Source organism: Pseudooctadecabacter jejudonensis (assembly GCF_900172275.1).
Taxonomy (GTDB): domain Bacteria; phylum Pseudomonadota; class Alphaproteobacteria; order Rhodobacterales; family Rhodobacteraceae; genus Octadecabacter; species Octadecabacter jejudonensis.
Genome location: NZ_FWFT01000003.1, coordinates 484,295 through 504,862, shown reverse-complemented (window position 1 = coordinate 504,862; position 20,568 = coordinate 484,295). Strand labels below are relative to the sequence as shown.

22 protein-coding genes are annotated in these 20,568 nt (G+C 61.3%); 14 read left to right on the top strand and 8 right to left on the bottom strand.

Annotation, left to right across the window (positions count from 1 at the left end):
• Nucleotides 1-2 precede the first annotated feature (2 nt).
• Nucleotides 3-629 (bottom strand): hypothetical protein, encoded by a 627-nt coding sequence (locus PSJ8397_RS11595; RefSeq protein ID WP_085864756.1) that lies wholly within the window; start codon nt 627-629, stop codon nt 3-5.
• Entirely contained in the window at nt 629-1,306 is a 678-nt protein-coding gene (locus PSJ8397_RS11590) for a haloacid dehalogenase type II (RefSeq protein WP_085864755.1), read from the bottom strand. The genes PSJ8397_RS11595 and PSJ8397_RS11590 overlap by 1 nt, the downstream gene beginning before the upstream one ends.
• A gap of 179 nt (nt 1,307-1,485) precedes the next feature.
• Here PSJ8397_RS11590 and PSJ8397_RS11585 point away from each other — a divergent pair, with 179 nt between their 5' ends.
• Nucleotides 1,486-1,920 (top strand): FKBP-type peptidyl-prolyl cis-trans isomerase, encoded by a 435-nt coding sequence (locus PSJ8397_RS11585; RefSeq protein ID WP_085864754.1) that lies wholly within the window; start codon nt 1,486-1,488, stop codon nt 1,918-1,920.
• 52 nt (nt 1,921-1,972) lie between these two features.
• On the opposite strand, the gene PSJ8397_RS11580 is transcribed toward PSJ8397_RS11585, so the two are convergent.
• A complete protein-coding gene (locus PSJ8397_RS11580; RefSeq protein WP_085864753.1) occupies nt 1,973-2,515 on the bottom strand; it encodes an alpha/beta hydrolase family protein in 543 nt (180 codons plus the stop codon).
• A gap of 433 nt (nt 2,516-2,948) precedes the next feature.
• On the opposite strand from PSJ8397_RS11580, the gene PSJ8397_RS11575 reads away from it, so the two are divergent.
• Nucleotides 2,949-3,908 carry a helix-turn-helix domain-containing protein gene (locus PSJ8397_RS11575; protein WP_143515449.1) on the top strand — a complete coding sequence of 320 codons (960 nt, stop codon included), beginning with the start codon at nt 2,949-2,951 and terminating at the stop codon, nt 3,906-3,908.
• A gap of 125 nt (nt 3,909-4,033) precedes the next feature.
• Here PSJ8397_RS11575 and PSJ8397_RS11570 read toward each other — a convergent pair whose 3' ends face one another.
• Together PSJ8397_RS11570 and PSJ8397_RS11565 are read right to left on the bottom strand one after the other, a co-directional pair.
• Complete coding sequence (locus tag PSJ8397_RS11570) at nt 4,034-4,831, bottom strand: metalloprotease (RefSeq protein ID WP_085864751.1); 798 nt, start codon at nt 4,829-4,831, stop codon at nt 4,034-4,036.
• Nucleotides 4,831-5,619 carry an enoyl-ACP reductase FabI gene (locus PSJ8397_RS11565; RefSeq protein ID WP_085864750.1) on the bottom strand — a complete coding sequence of 263 codons (789 nt, stop codon included), beginning with the start codon at nt 5,617-5,619 and terminating at the stop codon, nt 4,831-4,833. Before PSJ8397_RS11565 ends, PSJ8397_RS11570 begins: the two co-directional genes overlap by 1 nt.
• Nucleotides 5,620-5,875: 256 nt before the next feature.
• Here PSJ8397_RS11565 and PSJ8397_RS11560 point away from each other — a divergent pair, with 256 nt between their 5' ends.
• Together PSJ8397_RS11560 and arsJ are read left to right on the top strand one after the other, a co-directional pair.
• Nucleotides 5,876-6,886 carry an ArsJ-associated glyceraldehyde-3-phosphate dehydrogenase gene (locus tag PSJ8397_RS11560; RefSeq protein ID WP_085864749.1) on the top strand — a complete coding sequence of 337 codons (1,011 nt, stop codon included), beginning with the start codon at nt 5,876-5,878 and terminating at the stop codon, nt 6,884-6,886.
• Entirely contained in the window at nt 6,883-8,148 is a 1,266-nt protein-coding gene (gene arsJ, locus PSJ8397_RS11555) for an organoarsenical effux MFS transporter ArsJ (protein ID WP_268794669.1), read from the top strand. Before PSJ8397_RS11560 ends, arsJ begins: the two co-directional genes overlap by 4 nt.
• Before the next feature lie 49 nt (nt 8,149-8,197).
• On the opposite strand, the gene PSJ8397_RS11550 is transcribed toward arsJ, so the two are convergent.
• Nucleotides 8,198-9,427 (bottom strand): beta-ketoacyl synthase N-terminal-like domain-containing protein, encoded by a 1,230-nt coding sequence (locus PSJ8397_RS11550; protein ID WP_085864748.1) that lies wholly within the window; start codon nt 9,425-9,427, stop codon nt 8,198-8,200.
• Between the two features lie 163 nt (nt 9,428-9,590).
• Here PSJ8397_RS11550 and PSJ8397_RS11545 point away from each other — a divergent pair, with 163 nt between their 5' ends.
• Nucleotides 9,591-10,964: an NAD-dependent succinate-semialdehyde dehydrogenase gene (locus PSJ8397_RS11545; protein ID WP_085864747.1), complete on the top strand. Its 1,374-nt coding sequence runs from the start codon at nt 9,591-9,593 to the stop codon at nt 10,962-10,964.
• 73 nt (nt 10,965-11,037) lie between these two features.
• Here PSJ8397_RS11545 and fabA read toward each other — a convergent pair whose 3' ends face one another.
• On the bottom strand, nt 11,038-11,547 hold the full coding sequence (gene fabA, locus PSJ8397_RS11540; protein WP_085864746.1) for a bifunctional 3-hydroxydecanoyl-ACP dehydratase/trans-2-decenoyl-ACP isomerase: 510 nt from the start codon (nt 11,545-11,547) through the stop codon (nt 11,038-11,040).
• 168 nt (nt 11,548-11,715) lie between these two features.
• Here fabA and irr point away from each other — a divergent pair, with 168 nt between their 5' ends.
• A complete protein-coding gene (irr, locus tag PSJ8397_RS11535; protein ID WP_085864745.1) occupies nt 11,716-12,165 on the top strand; it encodes a Fur family transcriptional regulator Irr in 450 nt (149 codons plus the stop codon).
• Between the two features lie 144 nt (nt 12,166-12,309).
• Nucleotides 12,310-12,753, top strand: coding sequence for a hypothetical protein (locus PSJ8397_RS11530; protein ID WP_143515448.1), 444 nt, complete (start codon nt 12,310-12,312; stop codon nt 12,751-12,753).
• Nucleotides 12,754-12,858: 105 nt separating this feature from the next.
• On the opposite strand, the gene PSJ8397_RS11525 is transcribed toward PSJ8397_RS11530, so the two are convergent.
• Complete coding sequence (locus PSJ8397_RS11525) at nt 12,859-13,722, bottom strand: hypothetical protein (RefSeq protein WP_407691744.1); 864 nt, start codon at nt 13,720-13,722, stop codon at nt 12,859-12,861.
• 141 nt (nt 13,723-13,863) lie between these two features.
• Between PSJ8397_RS11525 and miaB the strand changes: the two genes are divergently transcribed.
• The 7 genes from miaB to lnt all read left to right on the top strand — a co-directional run bounded on the left by miaB (nt 13,864) and on the right by lnt (nt 20,559).
• Nucleotides 13,864-15,183, top strand: a complete 1,320-nt coding sequence (gene miaB, locus PSJ8397_RS11520; protein WP_085864742.1) for a tRNA (N6-isopentenyl adenosine(37)-C2)-methylthiotransferase MiaB — start codon at nt 13,864-13,866, stop codon at nt 15,181-15,183.
• A gap of 246 nt (nt 15,184-15,429) precedes the next feature.
• The gene (locus tag PSJ8397_RS11515; RefSeq protein WP_085864741.1) at nt 15,430-15,990 is read left to right on the top strand and encodes an OmpA family protein; all 561 of its coding nucleotides are present in this window, start codon (nt 15,430-15,432) and stop codon (nt 15,988-15,990) included.
• A gap of 12 nt (nt 15,991-16,002) precedes the next feature.
• Nucleotides 16,003-16,341: a hypothetical protein gene (locus PSJ8397_RS11510; RefSeq protein ID WP_085864740.1), complete on the top strand. Its 339-nt coding sequence runs from the start codon at nt 16,003-16,005 to the stop codon at nt 16,339-16,341.
• 204 nt (nt 16,342-16,545) lie between these two features.
• A complete protein-coding gene (locus PSJ8397_RS11505; protein WP_235000720.1) occupies nt 16,546-17,517 on the top strand; it encodes a PhoH family protein in 972 nt (323 codons plus the stop codon).
• A 78-nt stretch (nt 17,518-17,595) separates the two neighbouring features.
• A complete protein-coding gene (gene ybeY / locus PSJ8397_RS11500; RefSeq protein ID WP_085864738.1) occupies nt 17,596-18,084 on the top strand; it encodes an rRNA maturation RNase YbeY in 489 nt (162 codons plus the stop codon).
• 53 nt (nt 18,085-18,137) lie between these two features.
• A complete protein-coding gene (locus PSJ8397_RS11495) occupies nt 18,138-19,025 on the top strand; it encodes a hemolysin family protein (protein ID WP_085864737.1) in 888 nt (295 codons plus the stop codon).
• Between the two features lie 7 nt (nt 19,026-19,032).
• Nucleotides 19,033-20,559, top strand: coding sequence for an apolipoprotein N-acyltransferase (gene lnt / locus PSJ8397_RS11490; protein WP_085864736.1), 1,527 nt, complete (start codon nt 19,033-19,035; stop codon nt 20,557-20,559).
• Nucleotides 20,560-20,568 lie beyond the last annotated feature (9 nt).

Sequence of the window (20,568 nt, the reverse complement as noted above, 5' to 3'; positions counted from 1 at the left end):
GGTCAGTCGGTGTGATCATGGTCGTGATCATCGCGTGGGGTTGGGGGTGCGACGTCCGTCAGCAGGGCTGACAGGCTGGTGTGGCCGTCAATGGTTTTGACGGCAAACAAGCTTGTCGGAACGCGGGCGAGCTGGCCCCAATCGTCGCAAGGAATGGCGCTGATCATGGATTGCAGGACAAGGCGGCGTTCGTCAGCCGCGGTATCGATGTCCCCCAGCCCTGCGAGGGCTGCAAAGGTGTCTAGGCCCTCAAGGTCGAGGCCGTCGTGCAGGGGGTCCGCGTGGTCTTCATGATCGTGATCGTGCAGGTCGGGGTAAGCCGTGCTGGTCGGGATGGACACGGCGACGGTGTTGTCTGGCGCGCGGATGACCTGAACGAGGCCAATGAGGTAGGTGTCGTCTTCGAGGGGCGATTGCCCCAAGGCCATCAGCGTGCCGCCCTGATCGCAAAAGGAATAAGCGGAGATATAGGCGGGCTCGCCCACGGGCGTGTCCATCAGAAGGTTGGCCCCAAGGGCGCGCATGGCGTCGGCGTGGGGCACGTCGATGGCGAAGGATTGGGCCGTGGCCGGCGGGGTGAGCATCGCGCAGAGTGCTGCGGCGCAGATCATCACCCGCGGGGGTGTCATCACACCAGATCCAGCAGCGGTTTGAGAGATTTGATCGTGCGGTGCGGTGCGGCCCAGAGCCTGTCTTGCGGCGCGCCCGCGCGGTTCACCCAGACGGTGGCAAAGCCGTAGCCTGCCGCACCGGCTGCGTCCCAGCCGTTGGAAGAGGCAAAGAGGACTTGCGCTTGCGGCACATCGAAGCGGTCCCAGACCAGATCGTAGACGGAGGCGTGGGGTTTGTAGATTTGGGCGTCTTCGACGCTCAGCACATCATCGAGGTATTGGCCAATGCCCGATGAGCGCACGGCGGGCACCAGCATGTCGGGCGATCCGTTGCTGAGGATGGCGATATTCACGTCCTTTTCGCGCAGGGCCTTGAGGGTAGACACGACCTCGGGGAAGGCGGGGCATTCCTTGTAGACGGCCAGCAGTTTGGCGCGCAGGGCGTTGTCGCGCAGACCGTTGTTTTCCATGGCCCAATCCAGAGCGTCCTGGGTCACCTGCCAGAACGGGATGTGACGGCCGCCGATGGCGCGCAGCCAGGTGTATTCGAGCTGTTTGGCGCGCCAATCCTTTGACAGCGTCCCCCAGACGGCGGCGAGTTGCGCTTGGCCGGGCTGTTTTGCGACCTCTCTTGCGGCGGCGTCCACGTCAAAGAGGGTGCCATAGGCGTCGAAGATGCAGGTGGTAATGGTCATGGGCTGCCTTTCAGTTGCGGATAGCTTTGCACGCATGCTGCGGGTTGGAAAGCCCTTGGGTGGGGGTGTGATTTGCAAATTGATGTGACGGTTGTTAGGCCTGCGCCAAACAAGGAGCAGACCCGCGCGAGATTTCGCGCGACCCTCCCCCATTCATCCCCCCAGATCAGGAGACTATCATGGCCGCAGTCAAGGCAGGCGATACCGTATTCATTCACTACACCGGCACGTTGACCGATGGGGCGGAATTCGACAGCAGCAAGGACCGTGATCCGCTGGAATTTACGGTCGGGTCGGGCATGGTCATCAAGGGGATGGACGACGGGTTGTTGGGCATGGACGTGGGCGACAAGAAGCGGTTGGAGATCCCCGCCGCTGACGCCTATGGCCCGATCAACCCCGAGAACCGCATCGCGGTGCCGCGCAGTCAGCTGCCCGAAGATATTCCGGTTGAGGTGGGTCTGATGCTGCAAATGCAGGGCCCGCAGGGGCAGGCGGTGCCGGTCACGATTGTTGAGGTCACCGACGAGGAACTGACTTTGGATGCCAATCACGCGCTGGCGGGCAAGGATCTGATTTTTGAGATCGAGTTGGTGTCTGTGAAAGCAGGCTGAAACAGACGCGATGTGCGGCCCAGGTGGTGCGGGCCGCACGTTGCCAGAGTGTTTAGAGGTTCAGGTCCGCCGCGATCAGGTCGATCACCTGATCATGGAGGGCGGCACGGTCCGATCCTGCGGGGTCTGTACAGACGGGATCGTCGTTTTCGGCCTCAAGTGGGGTTGCGCCCTGTTGGGTGCACAGCGGCAGGAACATGAAATGCGACGCAGGTGCGATGCGGGTGATGTCCGCGTGGGGCACCAGTGCGGCAAAGCCGCTTTGGTCGAAATCCGTGGCCAGCAGCCTGTCTTCGCCCGCGCCCAGTGCAATGAGGCGGGTGGGGACGGTGAGGGCGGCGGTGTGTGCGGCATCGAGATTCCAGATCAGGCCCGGGTCCACGGCCGTCACATGGGTGATGCGCGGGTCCGCGTAGGAGGCGTCAAAGGCGTTTGCATCCATGCCGGCGATGTTCACGCCGCCGCCGATCAGATCATTGCAGTGGCTTGAGGTGTCGCGGTGATCAACGCAGTGTTGCACGAACCCTGCGTGATTGGCCTGCACCCCGCCTGCGGCCAGTGTTGTCCAGCCGCCATAGCTGAACCCTGCGGCCATGCGACCGTCCGGTTGAGCCCGCCCATGCCGTGGCTGAGGATGACCACGGGGTGGCCGTCCGCCGATGCGGCGGAGGTCGCATCGCGGGACGCAGGGACGCCGTGAAACAAGGGGTTTTGGGCCACGATCCGGTCCGCGCCATCGGCGTTTGAGGGATACCAGACGACGCCCGCTATGGCGCTTTCGTGGTGGGCGGCGGGCACGGCAATGTCGCGCAGGCCGGGGGCGGTCTCAAGATCAACGCGAGGTTCGCCGAGAATGCTGGAGGCGTCGGCGGCGCCGATAGCTGTGACCCCGGCCAGAGCGGAGAGTGAGAGGGTGAGGGTGCGGTTCATGGGGGCATGTCCTTTCGGGAGTGAAGTGATGCCCCGAAGGTTTGTTTTTTGCGCCTATCGCGCGACCTAGAACCGGTTTGAGGACCTAAATGGCCTGAATGAGACCTGCCACAGGACTTGCCGTGATGCCCAGTTTGCCGATCCCCATGATCTCATCCCTGATCCTGATGTTCTTGTTGGTGCAGATGTGGGTGTCGGGGCGGCGCATGGGGCCGCTTGCGCTGTTGTTGGCTGTATGTGCCGCGCAGGGCGTGATCATTTCGCTGGCGCGGCACTACGGCGTTGCGGGGATGCGGGCGGTTCAGGCGGTCATGGCCGCCGTGATCCCGCCTTTGGTCTTTGTGGCGTTTCAGGTGACGGCGGTGCGCGGGGTGCGGGCGCGGGATGCTGTGCATTTGGCGGCCCCTGTGGCTGTGGGGGTGGCCCTGTTGGTGATGCCGCCCATTTTGGATGTCCTCATCCCTGCGGTCTTCGTGGGGTATGGGTTGGCGGTAGTGTGGCTTTCGTTGCAAGGGGCGGATGCCGTGCCGCGGATGCGGCTGGCGGCGGGTGATTTGCCTTGCGTTATCTGGACATTGATTGGCGTCTCGCTCATCGGGTCGGCTTTGTCGGATGTGCTGATAGTGGCGGTGCAGATTGCGGGGGTGCCGCAGTGGCAGCCGTGGATCATCAGCCTGTATTCCAGCGGGATGTTGTTGGTGATTGGGAGGCTGGCCCTGTCCGGCACCTTGGAGGCGTCGGCGCCGGAGGAGACCGCAGCCCCTTCTGCACAGGTCAGCGAGGCTGACGCAGCTTTGGTTGCGCGGCTTGATGCGTTGATGGCGGCAGAGCGGCCGTATCTGGATCCGGACCTGACGTTGACGCGTCTGGCGCGGCGGTTGATCGTGCCGGTCAAGCAATTGTCGGCGGCGATCAACAAGGTCACGGGTGAGAACGTGTCGCGCTACATCAACGCAGCGCGGATCAGGGCCGCGCAGGCCGCGTTGGGGCAGGGCGAGAGCGTCACCAGCGCGATGCTGGCGTCCGGGTTCAACACCAAGTCCAATTTCAACCGTTAGTTTTTGAGGGTCACGGGGCGGGCGCCATCCGATTGGGTGCGGGCCCATCGTGAGGGGGGCGCGTGAGGGCGTAGGTGGGGTTCAGGTATTTTTGACCCAAAGAAGCGGGGCGTGGTTTGTGGCCATCAAATGTAGCGCATGAGGGTGCCCAGGCCGCCCCAGAAGAAGGCAGCTGCCGTGAAAGCCCAAGCGGCCAAGCACAGGTAGGCGCGCCGTTTGGACATGCGGGCGTAGGGGGGCGTTCCGTCGTGGCCGCGGGTTGAGATCAGGTGTTGCGCGCCCATGAGCACGATCACCAGCAGGAAGATGCGTTGGTTCAGCACGGCCATGAGGCCGATAAGAGCCGTGGCTGTGGCGAAGATATAGAAGGGGGCTTTGTCGTTGATGGCTGTGAAGATGGTCGACGTCAGGCGGCCTCCGTCCAGGGGCCAGATGGGCAGCAGATTGAGAAAATTGAGTGCGCCGCACACGCTGCCGAACACTGCAAGCGGGTAGATCAGATCCGGAAAGCTGGCGCCCAGGATCGGGATAAGGGTGAAGGCCAGCACCATGGGGGCCAGGCAGATGGCGGGGCCCATGAGGGAGACGAAGACCTGTTCTTCCTGCGTTGCGGGCGCGCGCGACGAGATGGCGTAGCCGCCCAGCAGCGGGACAAGACGGAAGCTGGCATCGTGGTGGCCGATCACGCGGTAGGCGGCGACGTGGCCGAATTCGTGGATCACAACGGTGATGATCAGCGACATGCCGAAGACGGGTCCGAAGATGAACCAAGCGGCGATGACGGCCAGCGCCGAGATGCCGATGCCTTTGGGATCAAGGCCAAGGATCGTGGTGCGCAGCTTTGATGTCCAGCCGCCACGCAGGATCAGGAACGTGCCAAAACACGCGCCCAACGCCAGGGCAAGGCTGACTGTGGGGTTCATCAAAGGTTGTCCAGCGCGGGCATCATCATGGTGTGCAGGCCACCGTCCACGTGGATGATTTCGCCCGTGGTGCAATTGCCTGCGTCGGAGGCCAGGTAGACGGCGGTGCCGCCTACGGCTTCCAACGTTGCGTTGTGCCGCAGGGGAGCGTTGGCTTCGGCGTATTTGAAGGTGCGGCGGGCGCCCGCAATGGCGGCCCCGGCCAGTGTTTTCATCGGCCCGGGAGAGATGGCGTTCACGCGGATGCCGTCGGGGCCAAGATCCGCCGCAAGGTAGCGGGTGGCGGATTCTAATGCGGCTTTGGCGACGCCCATGACGTTATAGTTGGGGGTGATGCGCTGGCTGCCTTCGTAGGTCAACGTCAGCAGCGTGCCGCCATTGGGCATCAGATCACGGGCGCGGCGGGCCACGTCAATGAAGCTGTAACAGCTGATGTCCATGGAGCGGCTGAAGTTGTCGCGGCTGGTGTCGGACACGCGACCGGTCAGTTCGTTCTTGTCGGAATAGGCAATAGCGTGGACGACGAAATCGATGCTGCCCCAGCGGGATTTCAGGGCATCGAAACACGCATCCATAGAGGCGTCGTTGGTCACGTCTGCTTCGACCAGAAAATCGCTGCCGGTGCTGTGCGCCAAGGGGCCGACCCGTTTCAGCAAACCTTCGCCCTGATAGGAGAACGCCAGTTCCGCGCCGGCGCGGTGCATGGCGTTGGCGATGCCCCACGCGATGGAACGGTCGTTTGCGACGCCCATAATAAGCCCGCGTTTGCCGGTCATTGAAATGGTCATGGGTCTGCTCCGTTTAGTTTTGAAGGGTTTGCGCCGGAATGGGGGTGCGGGTCAAGGTTTTGGGGGGACAAGGGGGCGGGCGGTGTCACAAAACCTTCACTATGTGTCGTGTGACACTTCCACTATGGGCGGGGTATGAACGCCCTCGTTTCAACCTGTTCGGCGCCACGAGCTGCCCTTGCCATTGCGTCTGAGGATCAGCCCCCCCTACAAGGTTGCCCACGAGTTCGGTCAGATCAAAGACGAAGGATAACACATGACAGTTTATGCCCTGAACGGTCTTGGCCGGATTGGTAAGCTTGCCCTGAAACCCTTGCTGGCCCATGTGGCGCAGTCGGGCGCACAGATCGCGTGGATCAATGACGCGGTGGGTGATCCTCAGATGCACGCGCATCTGTTTGAATTTGATACGGTGCATGGGCGCTGGGGCGCGGACTTTGGCCATGACGAAGAGAGCGTGACCATTGATGGGGTCCGCCTGCCGTTTATTGGCACCCGCGATATTGCGGACTTGCCGCTGGAGGGGGTTGATGTGGTGATTGACTGCACCGGCGTCTTCAAGACGGAGGCCAAACTGGCCCCCTATTTTGAGGCGGGCGTGAAGAAGGTTGTCGTATCGGCGCCGGTAAAGGACGGCGATGCGGCCAATATCGTCTATGGGGTGAATCACGACATCTATGACGCGGCCCGCCACCGCATCGTGACGGCGGCCAGTTGCACGACGAACTGTCTGGCCCCCGTGGTGAAGGTGATCCATGAAAACCTGCGGATCAAGCACGGGTCCATCACCACGATACACGACGTGACAAACACGCAGACCATCGTGGATCGCCCCGCCAAGGACTTGCGCCGCGCACGGTCTGCGTTGAATTCCCTGATCCCCACGACGACGGGCAGCGCCACAGCGATCACGTTGATTTACCCCGAGCTTACGGGGCGGTTGAACGGACATGCGGTGCGGGTACCGTTGCTGAATGCGTCCCTGACCGATTGTGTATTTGAGGTGGAGCGCGAGACCACCGCGGAGGAGGTCAACGCCTTGTTCAAGGCCGCCTCGTTGGGCGCGCTGGCGGGCATTCTGGGCTACGAGGAACGCCCTTTGGTGTCCACCGATTACACCAACGATGAACGTTCCAGCATTGTGGATGCGCTGTCGACGATGGTGATCAATGGCACGCAGGTGAAAATCTACGCGTGGTATGACAATGAAATGGGGTATGCGCACCGATTGGTGGATGTGGCGGTGATGGTCGGGGGCCGTCTGTGACCACGGCGCGGCCTGAGGGGCTGTCGGCCTATATCGCGGTGACGGCGGCCTATTGGGCGTTCATGCTGACGGACGGCGCTTTGCGGATGTTGGTGTTGTTGCACTTTCACACGCTGGGCTTTTCGCCGGTGCAGTTGGCGTATCTGTTTGTGTTGTATGAGGTCGCGGGGATCGTGACGAACCTGTGTGCGGGCTGGATTGCAGCGCGGTTCGGGCTGACGTCGACGCTTTATGCGGGGCTGGGGCTGCAGGTTGTGGCGTTGGTCGCCTTGGCCCAGTTGGATCCGAGTTGGGCTGTGGGTGCATCGGTTGTTTTTGTGATGCTGGTGCAGGGGGCCAGTGGCGTGGCCAAGGATCTGGCCAAGATGTCTTCGAAATCGGCGGTCAAACTGCTGGCACCTGCGGGCGATGCTGGGTTGTTCCGCTGGGTGGCCTTGCTGACGGGGTCCAAGAACATGGTCAAAGGCGTGGGCTTTCTGATGGGGGCTGCGCTGCTGGCGACGGTAGGGTTTGTTGGTGCCGTGCTGGGGATGGCTGCAGTTTTGGCGGTGATCTTGATTGCAGTGCTGATCTTTATGCCGACGGGCCTACCCAAGGGCCGCGCGGACGCCAAGTTCTGGGAGGTGTTGTCCAAGTCGTCCAATGTCAATTGGCTGAGTGCGGCGCGGGTCGTTTTGTTCGGTGCGCGGGACGTTTGGTTTGTCGTGGGCATCCCGATTTATTTCTACGCGGTCCTGTCGGACGGCACGACGGACGGCAATCGCGCGGCGTTCTTTATGATCGGGACGTTTATGGCGGTGTGGGTGATCCTCTACGGGTTGGTGCAGGCCAATGCGCCCCGCATTCTGCGCGCCAAATCGCGCCCCACGGCGGACCTGATCGCGGCGGCACGGGGCTGGGCGTGGGCCCTTGCCACTGTGCCGGCGGGTCTGGCTGTGGCGGCTTTGGTCGCGAACGGACCGCAAGGTTGGCTGACGCCGCTTGTGGTTGCGGGGTTGTTGGTGTTTGGCGGGCTTTTTGCCGTGAATTCCTCACTGCATTCGTTCCTGATCCTGTCGTTTACCTCGGCGGGCCGGGTGACGATGGACGTGGGGTTTTATTACATGGCGAATGCGGCGGGCCGGTTGATTGGCACGCTGGCCTCCGGGATCAGCTATCAGATCGGGGGCTTGCCGCTGATGTTGGGGATCGCGGCGTGCATGGTGGCCCTGTCGGCGGTGGCGGTCGGGTTTTTATCGCCGCCACAGCAGCAGACAGACTGACAGCGCGCAGATGGCGCTGTGCAGTGTGTCTTAGGGCGCGCCTGCGGGCTTACCCGCGATATTTGCTCATCAACATGGACCCGTTGGTGCCGCCAAACCCGAAGGAGTTTGTCATCACCGTGTCGAGGCCTGCATCCGCCTTGAACGCTGTGGCGATTTCGCTGGCGTTGATGGCGGGATCGAGGGTTTCGACGTTGATCGAGGGGATGATGTAATCGCCCTGCAGCGCCAGCAGACAATAGACGGCTTCCTGTGCGCCCGTGGCCCCTTGGGAGTGGCCGGTCATGGATTTGGTCGAGGAAATGGGCGGCGTGCTGCCTGTGCCGAAGACACGGCGCACGGCCTCAACCTCACCCACATCGCCGACGGGTGTCGATGTGCCGTGGGCGTTGATGTAGCTGACGGTTCTGCCCTCGGGCAGGGTCGCCAGCGCGCCGCGCATGGCGCGTTCGCCGCCTTCGCCGGAGGGGGCGACCATGTCGGCGCCGTCTGAAGTGGCGGAGAAACCGGTGACTTCGGCGTAGATTTTCGCCCCACGGGCGAGCGCGTGATCGAGGGATTCCAGCACAACCATCGCGCCGCCGCCTGCGATGACGAAGCCGTCGCGGTCCGCGTCAAACGCGCGAGAGGCGCGGGTGGGCGTGTCGTTGTACTTGCTCGACATGGCCCCCATCGCATCAAAGAGGCACGAGAGCGTCCAGTCCAATTCTTCGCCGCCACCACCGAACATCACGTCCTGATGACCCAGTGCGATTTGCTGGGCCGCCATGCCGATGCAGTGCAGGGATGTGGAACAGGCAGACGTGATCGAGAAATTCATGCCCTTGATCTTGTAAGCCGTCGCAAGGTTCGCGCTGACGGTGGAGGACATGGTTTTGGGCACGGCGAACGGCCCGATGCGTTTGGTCGATCCGTTTTTCAACACGGTCTGATGCGCGGCCAGCATGGCGGATGTCGACGGCCCGCCGGACCCTGCGATGAGGCCGGTCATGGGGTTTACGACCTCAGCCTCGGTCAGGCCAGCGTCTTCGATCGCTTGGCCCATGGCGATGTGGGCATAGGCTGCACCCGGCCCCATGAACCGCAGGGTGCGTTTGTCGACATGGTCTGCGATGTCGATCTTGAGGGTGCCCGCAACCTGGCTGCGGAACCCGTGTTCGGCCATCTCCTCGGAGGCCACGATGCCGGAGGTGCCTGCGCGCAAGGCCGCGTCCACTTCGGCGGCGTTGTTTCCGATGGGGCTGACGATGCCCAGCCCTGTGATGACGACTCGTTTCATATGCTTTCAGCCGTGCGGATTGGCACAGCTGCCCCTTGTTCGATTTCCCCCCGTGTAGGGGAGCAGGCGCAAGGGAGCAAGGGCAGGGCGGCGCACGTTGTGGTGGAACTTCGTCAGGTAGTGGGCCGTTGGGGGGCAACCCAGACAGGATAGGAGCTTACCCATGTCAAAGATTGAGACCATCAACCCCGCGACCGCCGAAACCCTGAACACCTATCAGCTGATGTCCCAGAACAAGGCCTTTGCCGCCGTCGAGGCCAGCCATGCGGCCTTTACCGACTGGCGCATGACGTCCCACGCGGACCGCGCGGAGGTGCTGCGATCCATCGCGGGCGTGCTGCGCGACAATGTCGACACGCTGGCAGAGCTGATGACCCGCGAAACCGGCAAGCTGAAAAAAGATGGCAAGACGGAGGTCGAGCTGTGCGCGGCGATTTGCGAATACACGGCCGAAGAAGGTCCAGCACAGCTGGCCGATGAGGACCGTACATGGGGCGACGGGCACCGCGGTGTCGTCACCTATCAACCCATCGGCGTCATCTATTCCGTCCAGCCGTGGAATTTCCCGATCTATCAACCCATGCGGGTTCTGGCCGCCGCCATCATGGCAGGCAACGGGTGCGTGCTGAAACACGCTGAGATTTGCACGGGCAGCGCGCTCAAACTGCGGGAGTTGTGCATCAAAGCAGGTCTGCCGGAGGATTTGTTTCAGGTCATCATCATTGATCACGACACCAGTGACAAAATCATCGCCCACGACAAAATCCGTGGTGTGACCATGACCGGCAGCGATGGCGCGGGGCGTCATATCGGGACGAAGGCCACCGAGGCGTTGAAAAAGACGGTGTTGGAGTTGGGGTCGAATGACGCCTATCTGGTGCTGGAGGACGCGGACATCGATTTGGCTGTAAAATACTCCGTCATGGGGCGTTTGTATAACAACGGTCAGACCTGTGTGTCGGCCAAACGGTTTGTGGTGACCGAAAAGGTCTATGATGCGTTTACCCAGGCCTATGTGGCGCAAATGGCGGATGTGGCCATGGGCGATCCGATGGATGAGGACACCGTGCTGGGCCCGTTGTCGAGTGATGATCAGTTTCAAACTGTCAAAGATCAGGTCAAGGAGAGTGTGAAGGCCGGTGCCAAAGTGCTCTGCGGTGGCACCCCGCCCAAGGCCGAGGGCGCATGGTATCCCGCGACGGTGTTGGGTGATGTCACGCCCGGTATGCCCGCCTATGATGACGAAATTTTTGGGCCCGTGGCCGCAGTCATTCGGGCCAAGGACGATGAAGATGCCATGCGGATCGCCAATGACAGCCGCTATGGTCTGGGCGGGGGGATTTTCTCGAAAGACGAGGACCGCGCCTTGGAGCTTGCCCGCAAGCACTTTGACACCGGCATGGTGCGGATCAACAACTTCGGCGCAGCGGATCCGAATATGCCCTTTGGCGGCGTGAAAGATTCCGGGTACGGGCGCGAACATGGTGGTTTTGGCCTGAAGGAGTTTGTGAACGCCAAGGCGATCTTTATGTCCTGATGTCACAGGCTTAGGCACGAAAAAGGGCGGTCCAGAGGTGGGCCGCCCTTTGGAGTTCTGGATCGCTTTGGTCTCAGCTTTCGCTTAGCGCGACTTTCATGTCTTTGACTTCGTAGGCCAATTCACCGTCGACCTTTACGATGCCGTCGGCCACGCCCATGGTCAGACGACGGGTCTGGACGGCTTTGGTAAAGTCAATTTCATAGGTGATCATCTTGGCAGTGGGGCGCACCATCGCCTTGAGTTTGATTTCCCCCACACCCAGCGCGTAGCCACGCCCTGTCCAGCCCCGCCAGCCCAGGTTGAAGCCGGTCAGCTGCCACAAGCCATCGAGGCCCAGACAGCCGGGCATGATCGGGTTGCCGGGAAAGTGGCAGTCAAAGAACCAAAGGTCCGGCGTGATGTCGAATTCTGCCAGCACGTGGCCTTTGCCGTGGGCCCCGCCATCGCCCGAGATGTCGGTGATCCGGTCCATCATCAACATGGGCGGTTCGGGCAATTGCGCGTTGCCTGGTCCGAACAATTCACCGCGGGCGCATTTCAAAAGGTCGTCACGGTCGAAAGACGTTGGAAAATCGGACATGGGCCTGTTCCCTCATGTTGGTGGCTTTGGCGCCGTCTAACAGAGACAGGCGGGCAGCGGCAAGGGTCGCGCGCGCGCCCAAACTGCGACCAATTGCGAGGGGTTCGCATTTGCGATTGAAAGGAGACGACTTTCCCCCATATGATAAGGTGATCAAGGACAGAGCAAATGACAAACGCCCCGACCCAGACAAACACAGCGCAGGTGGAAACACCCCAAGACCGTGGCACAACATGGCTTGCCGGTGCCGGATTGCGCCCGACGCGTCAACGTGTGGCGCTGGCGGGGCTTTTGGTGGGTGACGGACGCGACCGCCATGTAACCGCCGAAAGCCTGTTTGAGGCCGCGGGGCGCACAGGCGAAAAGGTGTCACTGGCGACGGTTTACAACACCTTGCGCGCCTTTTGTGACGCGGGTCTTTTGCGTGAGATCACGGTTGACGGATCGAAAAGCTATTTTGACACCAACATGACAGACCATCCGCATTTCTATTGGGAAGACGACAACCGTCTGTCTGACGCGCCTGCGGAACAGCTTGAAATTGCGCGGGTGCCGGATGCGCCTGAGGGGGCCGAGATTGCATCGGTTGATGTGGTGATCCGCCTGCGCCGCAGTTGATGTGGCCGGCTGAACCCGCTGTTGAACCCCGTCTTTTTTGGCGGGGTTTTGTTTTTCTGGTGTGAGTTTACCGCACATTAAGAGTGAATCGGTCACACCTTGGGCATGACACATGCTGCCAGACCCTCACCCCGCCCGATGCCCATGGATGCGCCACAGGCCCAGCCCGTGGCGATGAATTTCACCTTGGCCGATCTGTCGTCTGATCTGCTGCTGAGAGAGGTGTGCCTGCTGCGCGATTGCGTGGCTGTGGCCCGCGCGCAGTGGCGGTTTGAGATTGACGCTGCTGTGGTGCTGCCCGCCCAGATGCAGATGTTAGCCGTTTTTCAAACGGGCGCGTTCGGTGTGCGGCAAGCGATGGCCGTGATCCGGCAGACCTTTGCGGATCATGTGGGGCGGGATGGCACCATGTGGGACGGCCCCATCAAATACCGTGAGGTTCCGCAGGAGGCCGTACCCGTGCGCCGTGCCTTCATTGAGGCCGCACCCGTCCGCATGGGGCTGGTGTCCGATCCATCCGATTGGGCGTATAGTTCAGCACACAGGCTGGTGCCGCAGGCCCGCGCGCTGGGCGTCAATGTCGCGTGATGTCGGTTGGATTGACGTCAGACGCGTCTGGCCCATGGCTTGAAAGTGGGCCTTGTTGCGCGCCTGATTTTGGGCCTGTTTGCTGGCCGGATTAACGCGGGAGGGCTAGAACCACTGTCCCGGCTCCATCAGGCCAAGATCCAACAGCTGTTGGGAGTGCCATTCGAACGGCACTGAATTGTGCCACTTGAACGTCTCGATGTCGTAGGTGCTGCCTGGATTGCGCTTGAGCGCCTTGGCCGTGCGGAAGGAACACACGGCCGCCGTCAGGTTGTGATGCCAGGGGCAGCTGTAGGTGTTGTATTCGGGATCGTTGAATGTGTGGTCGGGGTGAAACACCAGATCCGGTTTGTTGCGGAACAAAGACACGCGATCAATCCGGCGGCGCGGGGCGGGGATGTGTTCCTCAAACCGCCAGCGCAGGCCGCCAAAGAAATCCATCTGACGGTCCAGATCATTGTTCCAACGATCCTTGCGCGCCAGGGCATAGTAGCCGGTCTTGTCCATATGGGCGTCTTCGATGCACACGGCGTTGGTGTTTTGCCACAGATCGCCGGTATACAGATCAATCACATAGGTCAGGATCGTGTCGCGGCGTTCTTCGACGTTGAAGGCGATCATCTCCCCCACGGTGCGGTGTTCGCAGAACGGGTGGAACAGGAATTCGGCGTTGTAACAGTAATAGATCCACACATCGCCCGTGGCCTTCATCACGCCGTTGACCGCATTTTCCAACGCGCCTGCCGACAGCATGTTGTACGTCACGCGGATGATTTTGTCGGCCACGTCGTCCGCGATTTGAAATTCCGGCATGGCAAAGACGACGGTATGGCGAAAGCCGGCGGCGATGTGGTGACGGATGGTCGCGTCCAGCTCAACCTCATCCTCGGCGAAGATCAGCGCGATGGGGCCTTTAGCCAGAGCGGCCGTGCCGTTCTTGAGAAAGCTGGATAAATCGTGGTGGTGGATCATGGTGCGTGCCGCTTGCCTGCCTTGGCCGCAATGTCTGGCAATTCGGGCGTCATTGCAAGCGTCCGGTGGGTGGGGTACATGCGGCGCGACCATCCCGACCGCCCGCCCGTATTGATTGCTGCACATAAAGGCCGCGCCATGACCGAGACGCCGAAAAACACCAAAAAGCTATATGTGAAAACCTATGGCTGCCAGATGAATGTGTACGACAGCGAACGCATGGTTGAGGCGCTGGGTGGGCAGGGGTACGAGGAAACCAAGACCCCGGATGACGCGGATATGATCCTGCTGAACACCTGCCATATCCGCGAAAAGGCCGCCGAAAAGGTCTATTCGGAATTGGGGCGGTTCAAGGGGCTGAAGGCGGCGAACCCTGATTTGAAGATCGGTGTGGCGGGATGCGTCGCACAGGCCGAGGGCGAGGAGATCATCCGCCGCCAGCCGATGGTCGATTTGGTCGTGGGCCCGCAAAGCTATCACCGGTTGCCCGCCATGGAGCAAGCGGTGGGGGAAGGGCGCAAGGCTCTCGATACCGAATTCCCCGATGACGACAAATTCGACACCTTGCGCAAACGGGCCAAGACCAAACGGGGGCCGACGGCTTTTTTGACCGTGCAGGAGGGGTGCGACAAGTTTTGCGCGTTCTGCGTGGTGCCGTATACGCGCGGGGCTGAGGTGTCGCGCCCTGCCGACCGGATCATCCGTGAGGCGCAGGAGTTGGTCGAGGCGGGCGTCAAGGAAATCACACTGTTGGGCCAGAATGTGAACGCCTATCACGGTCATGACGGCGGGCTGGCGGGCCTCATTTGGGCGCTGGATAAGGTGGACGGGCTGGAACGGATCCGGTTCACGACGTCCCACCCCAACGACATGGACGACGCCCTGATCGAGGCCCATGGCACCTGTGATAAGCTGATGCCCTATCTGCACTTGCCGGTTCAATCCGGGTCGAACAGTATCCTCAAGGCGATGAACCGCAAGCATACGCGGGATGAGTATTTCCGCCTGATCGAACGGATCCGCGCGGCACGGCCGGATTTGCTGTTGTCGGGGGATTTCATTGTCGGCTTCCCCGGCGAGACTGAGGCCGACTTTGAGGACACGATGGATCTGATCCGAGAGGTCCACTACGGGCAGGCCTATTCGTTCAAGTATTCGACCCGTCCGGGCACTCCTGCGGCGGAAAAACCGCAGCTGCCGGATGACGTGATGGACGACCGGCTGCAGCGGTTGCAGACGCTTTTGCGCGACCAGCAGCGCGCCACGCAAGACGCGATGGTCGGGCGCACCGTGAAGGTTCTGTTTGAGAAAGCGGGCCGCGAGGCGGGGCAGATGATCGGCAAATCGGAGTATTTGCACGCGGTCTTTGCACCGTGTGAGGACGTTGCCGTGGGCGATTTGCGTGAGGTTGAGGTGACAACCTCGGCCACAAATTCCCTCGGGGGACGTTTGGTTTAGGCCCAACATCTTGCATGAGCTTTGCCAGATAAGTGCTTGACGTCTCGTCCGAAAGGGATGGGATTTGTCGACAGTGCCCGATGGTTGCCCAAATTTGTTGCGCAAACAGACACAATATATAGACATTTTGTCTTTCATTATGGCTAAAATTTGGTAACGATAGCGACATAATGTGACGTGACGCCGAATGGGGGGCACTGTTCGTGGTCGCGATATTGGGACAGTGACAGGAAGGTTGGAACGACCATGACATCGAAATTTTTGACGACACTGCAAACCGGATTGGGCGTCGCGCTCGCGGGTGCGATCGCGCTGGCAACGCCCGTGTCCGCCCAGCAGACCATCACCGGCCAAAGCTATGAGCCGACAATCTGGGTTGACCCCGATGGCTGCACCCACTGGGTGATGGATGACGGCTTTGAGGGCTATATGTCGCCACGCCGGAACCGCGATGGCTCCCCCATCTGCATGCGCTCCGAGATTTGCGGCATCGTGCCGACGGACACCTTGTTCGAAAACGACGAACCCTGGATTTCCAACGCAGACAAGCAGCGTTTGATGGCGTTCTTCCAACAGGCGGATGCCTTTGGTTTCCTGATCTATGGTCATACCGACAGCAACGCGTCTGACGAATACAACATGCGGTTGTCCAACCAGCGCGCCAACATGGTTGCGGGCATCGCGCAAGACACTGGCGCCCGCGTCGTGGACGTGCGCGGTTTTGGGGAACGTCGCCCACGGGCCGACAACCACACCCACGCTGGCCGCGCCGAAAACCGTCGCGTCGAAATCTATTGCATTCGCTAAGGAGCAGAACTGATGAAAGCACTTAAATTCACTGCTCTGACCGTGATGGGATTGACCGTTTCGGGCTGTGGCGAGGCGGCATTGACCGCATTGAACATCGAAGGCGGCAACCGGACGGGCGCTGAGCGTTTCGTGGACGCAGGGCGTGACGAGAAATCGCTGACACAGCTGGTGGCTGGCATCTGGGTGGACCCGAATGGCTGCGATCACTGGATCATTGACGACGGTATCGAAGGCTATCTGTCCGAGCGTCTGACGCCGGATGGTCGCCCTGTGTGTTCCGGTGTTGCGCCACCCTCCACCGCCGTGGGCCCGTTCAACGAAGGCACGGATATTCCTGATCCGCTGTAAATTTGGGCACTTGATCATGACAGGGGCTGCGGGAACAACCGCGGCCCCTTTTTCGTTTCCGGAACTATATTTGTGCATACTGCGTCTTGCACCGCCAAGGCCAAGACGCCACCATAGACCCAGACAAGTTTGGAGAGTTGTTTGACCACCAGGACAGATGCGGGCCAACGGCCCCCGACCCCCTATGAACAGGACGCCGCCCCCGTGGTGTTGGAATTTCCAGACAACTTTCTGCTGATTGATCTGTGCGGCGAACATGACCGCAACCTGGCCGACATTGAACTGAAGCTGGGCGTGCAGGTGTTGCGGCGCGGCAATCAGCTGTCGATCCACGGGGAGGCCGAGGCCACAGCAGAAGCGGCAGAGGTTCTGACTGCCCTCTACGAACGCCTTGAGGCGGGCCGCGCAGTTGAAGCCGCCGACATCGACCGTGAGGTTCGCATGGGCGCGTCCGAGAAGGCGACGGGCAGTCGCGCGGGCGACCAGATGGAGTTGATCAAGGGCCCCGATGGCGACCGGGTTGAGATCAAGACCCGCAAAAAGATCATTGAGCCCCGCACCGATGCGCAAAAGGCCTACGTCAAATCGCTGTTTGAAAATGAGCTGGCCTTTGGCATCGGGCCTGCGGGCACGGGCAAGACCTATTTGGCGGTGGCTGTGGGGGTGAACCTGTTTATCGGCGGCCATGTGGACCGCATCATCCTCAGCCGTCCGGCTGTCGAGGCGGGCGAAAAGTTGGGCTATCTGCCGGGCGATATGAAAGACAAGGTCGATCCGTATATGCAGCCGCTTTATGACGCGCTGAACGATTTTCTGCCGCAGAAACAGGTGGTTAAGCTGATCGAGGAAAAGAAGATCGAGATCGCACCCCTGGCCTTCATGCGCGGCCGCACGCTCAGCCGCGCCTTTGTGGTGCTGGATGAGGCGCAGAACGCGACGACCATGCAGATGAAGATGTTTCTGACCCGTCTGGGAGAAGGCTCCCGCATGGTGATCACGGGGGACCGGACGCAGATCGATTTGCCGCGCGGCGTGTCGTCAGGCTTACGGGATGCAGAACGGCTGCTGACGAACATCCCCAAAATCGGCTTCAATTACTTCAGCTCCAAAGATGTGGTGCGCCATCCGCTCGTCGCGGCCATCATCGAAGCCTATGAAAAAGATGACCCCAAGTAGTCCGTTGTTTCGCTGTTTCAGAAATATGCCGGGGGGAGGCCGCAGGCCGGGGGGCAGCGCCCCCACCCGGGTCCGTGCATGACGCCCGTCGATATCATCATTGAAGACGATCGCTGGAACGAGATTGCGCCCCTTGCAGATCGCGCGGTGACGGCTGCGCTTGAGGGCGCGGGGCTTGAGCCGTCGGCCTATGAGGTCAGCCTGTTGGCCTGTGACGACACCCGCATCGCGGCGTTGAACGAAGATTTCCGTCAAAAGGGCACGCCCACCAATGTGCTGTCCTGGCCCAGTGCGGAACGTGGTGCCATCGCGGAGGGTGAGATGCCCGTGCCGCCCCAGCTGCCTATCGAGGCTGAATTGGGCGATATCGCCATTTCCTATGACACCTGCGCGGCAGAGGCGGCGGCGGGGAAGATCCCGTTTGAACATCATGTCATCCATTTGATCGTCCACGGAACCCTTCATTTGTTGGGATTTGATCACATTCGCGACGGGGATGCGGCGCTGATGGAAGGGTTGGAGACAGAAATCCTTGGCAAACTGGACATCCGTGACCCATATTCGTAAGGCAAGGAACCCCCGGGTGTGCGTGTTGCGCGGCCCTTTTTGGAATGGAGACGATGGGCGACAGTACTGACGGATCTTCTAGCGCTGCGCGAAGCGCGCAGGCGGAGGCCCCCCCAAACACGAGTGAGCGCGGCTTTTTCGGCCGCATCGTTGAGGCGCTGAGCCCGACAGACACCACTGATCAAAATGCAGCCTTGGCAGGATATGTGCCTGCAGGTGAAGCGCGCGGGATGATGAACCTGCGCCGCAAACGGGTTGAGGATGTCATGATCCCCAAGGCCGAGATCACCGCCGTCCCCGTGACCATCAGCCGCGATGATCTGGTGCAGGTGTTCCGCGACAGCGGGCTGACGCGCCTGCCGGTCTTTGACGGGACATTGGATACGCCCATCGGTTTTGTGAACCTGAAGGATTTTGCGTTGACCCACGGGTTCAATGGCAATTCCAAGACGTTTGATCCGCGCGGACTTGCGCGGGAGCTGTTGTTTGTGCCTCCGTCGATGCCTTTGGGCGTGCTGTTGCAAAAGATGCAAACGGACCGGATCCATATGGCCCTTGTTATTGACGAATATGGTGGCACGGACGGGTTGTTGACCATTGAGGATTTGTTGGAACAGGTCGTCGGAGAGATTGAGGACGAACATGACGCTGATGAGGCGGAGTTGTTCACCGAAGAAAAGCCCGGCGTCTATTTGGCCGAAGCCCGCACACCGCTAGATGATTTTGAGGCCGAAATCGGCATGCCCCTGACCGAACATGAAGAGATTGACGAGGAAGAAATCGACAGTCTTGGTGGTCTGGTCTTCATGCTGGCCGGTCATGTTCCCGCCCGCGGTGAGATGATTTTGCATCCCGAAGGCCCCGAGTTTGAGGTGCTGGAGGCCGATCCGCGCCGCATCAAACGGTTGCGCGTGCGCATTGCGGGCAAGGCCGCGGGCTAGGCGCGGTTTGGCCCTGCACCCCTCGCATCTGGAGCAACGGCTGGCCGCGACCCCACGGGTGCTGCGTTGGGTCGTGTCGCTTGGGTTGGGGGCCGTGGTTGCTTTGGCCCATGAACCGGGCCTCGGCGCATGGCCGGTTTTGGTGGGCTTCACCCTTGCCTGTCTGATCTTACCTTTGGCCCCACGTGCGGCGGCCCTGCATGGCTGGCTGTTGGGGGTGGGCTATTTCGCCGTGACTCTGCGCTGGATCATCGAGCCCTTTTTGGTCGACGTTGCCCGTCACGGCTGGATGGCGCCCTTTGCGTTGATCCTTCTGGCGGGCGGTTTGGCGTTGTTTTGGGGATTGGCAGGATGGGCAGTCCGCGGCCTGTCTAGGGGGCGGGCCACGGGGATTTTGTGGTTTGCCCTGAGCCTTGGCGCAGTTGAGCTGTTACGTGGCCACATTTTCACAGGGTTTCCCTGGGGATTGCCCGCCTATGCCTTGGTGGGTGGGGTGTTTGATGTCTGGCTGGCGTGGGTCGGACCCTATGGATTGACGGTGCTGACGCTGGGGCTGGCGGGGGTCACGGCGCTGGCGTTGCATCGCGGCTGGACGTTGATTTGGCCAAGTCTTGTTGCGGTGTATTTTGCGACTGTGGGCCTGCAGGCCATCACGCCGGGCGCGCCTGCGCCCACAGACACGGTGGTGCGCGTGATCCAGCCCAATGCGGCGCAACATCTGAAATGGGACCGCGACTGGATGGGCGTGTTTTACGACCGCGCGCTGTCGTTGACGGAGGCGGGGGAGGCGGCGGACGTGGTCGTCTGGCCGGAAACATCCGTGCCCACTTTGTTGCAATATGCGGGTCCCCTGTTTGAGGACATGGCCCGCGCGGCCCGTGGTGCGCCTGTGCTTGCGGGGATCAATCGCCAACAAAACGGGGCGTTCTACAACGCGGCCGTGGTGCTGGACGGGGCAGAGGTGGCCGACATCTACGACAAGGTGCATCTGGTGCCCTTTGGCGAATACATTCCGTTTGCTGCTCTGCTGCGCCCCTTGGGGCTTGGTGTTTTGGTGGATCAGGTCGCGGGGTTCAGCCCTGGGACGGGGTCCGGGTTGATGGACATCGACGGGTTGGGCCGCGCACGCGTGCTGATCTGCTATGAAGGGATCTTTCCCGAAGAGATCGCTGTGGACGGGCCGCGGCCTGATGTGGTGGTGATCATCACCAATGACGCATGGTTTGGCCCAGGCGCTGGCCCACGCCAGCATCTGGTGCAAGCGCAGGCGCGGGCGATTGAACAGGGGCTTCCGGTGATCCGGTCGGCCAATACGGGTATTTCCGCCGTGATCGACGCACGCGGGCGCATCAAGGCGCAGCTGCCATTGAATGAGGCGGGTTTTGTGGATGCGGCTGTGCCTGCCACGCTGCCGCCGACGCTGTATGCACGGATGGGGGACTGGCCGTTGACTGTTGCCCTGCTTGCCACACTTGGGATTGGGCTGGCGCGGCGGCGGCGCTTTGACGTTGACGGCCCCGCCCCTCGGGCGTAGGGGCGGGCT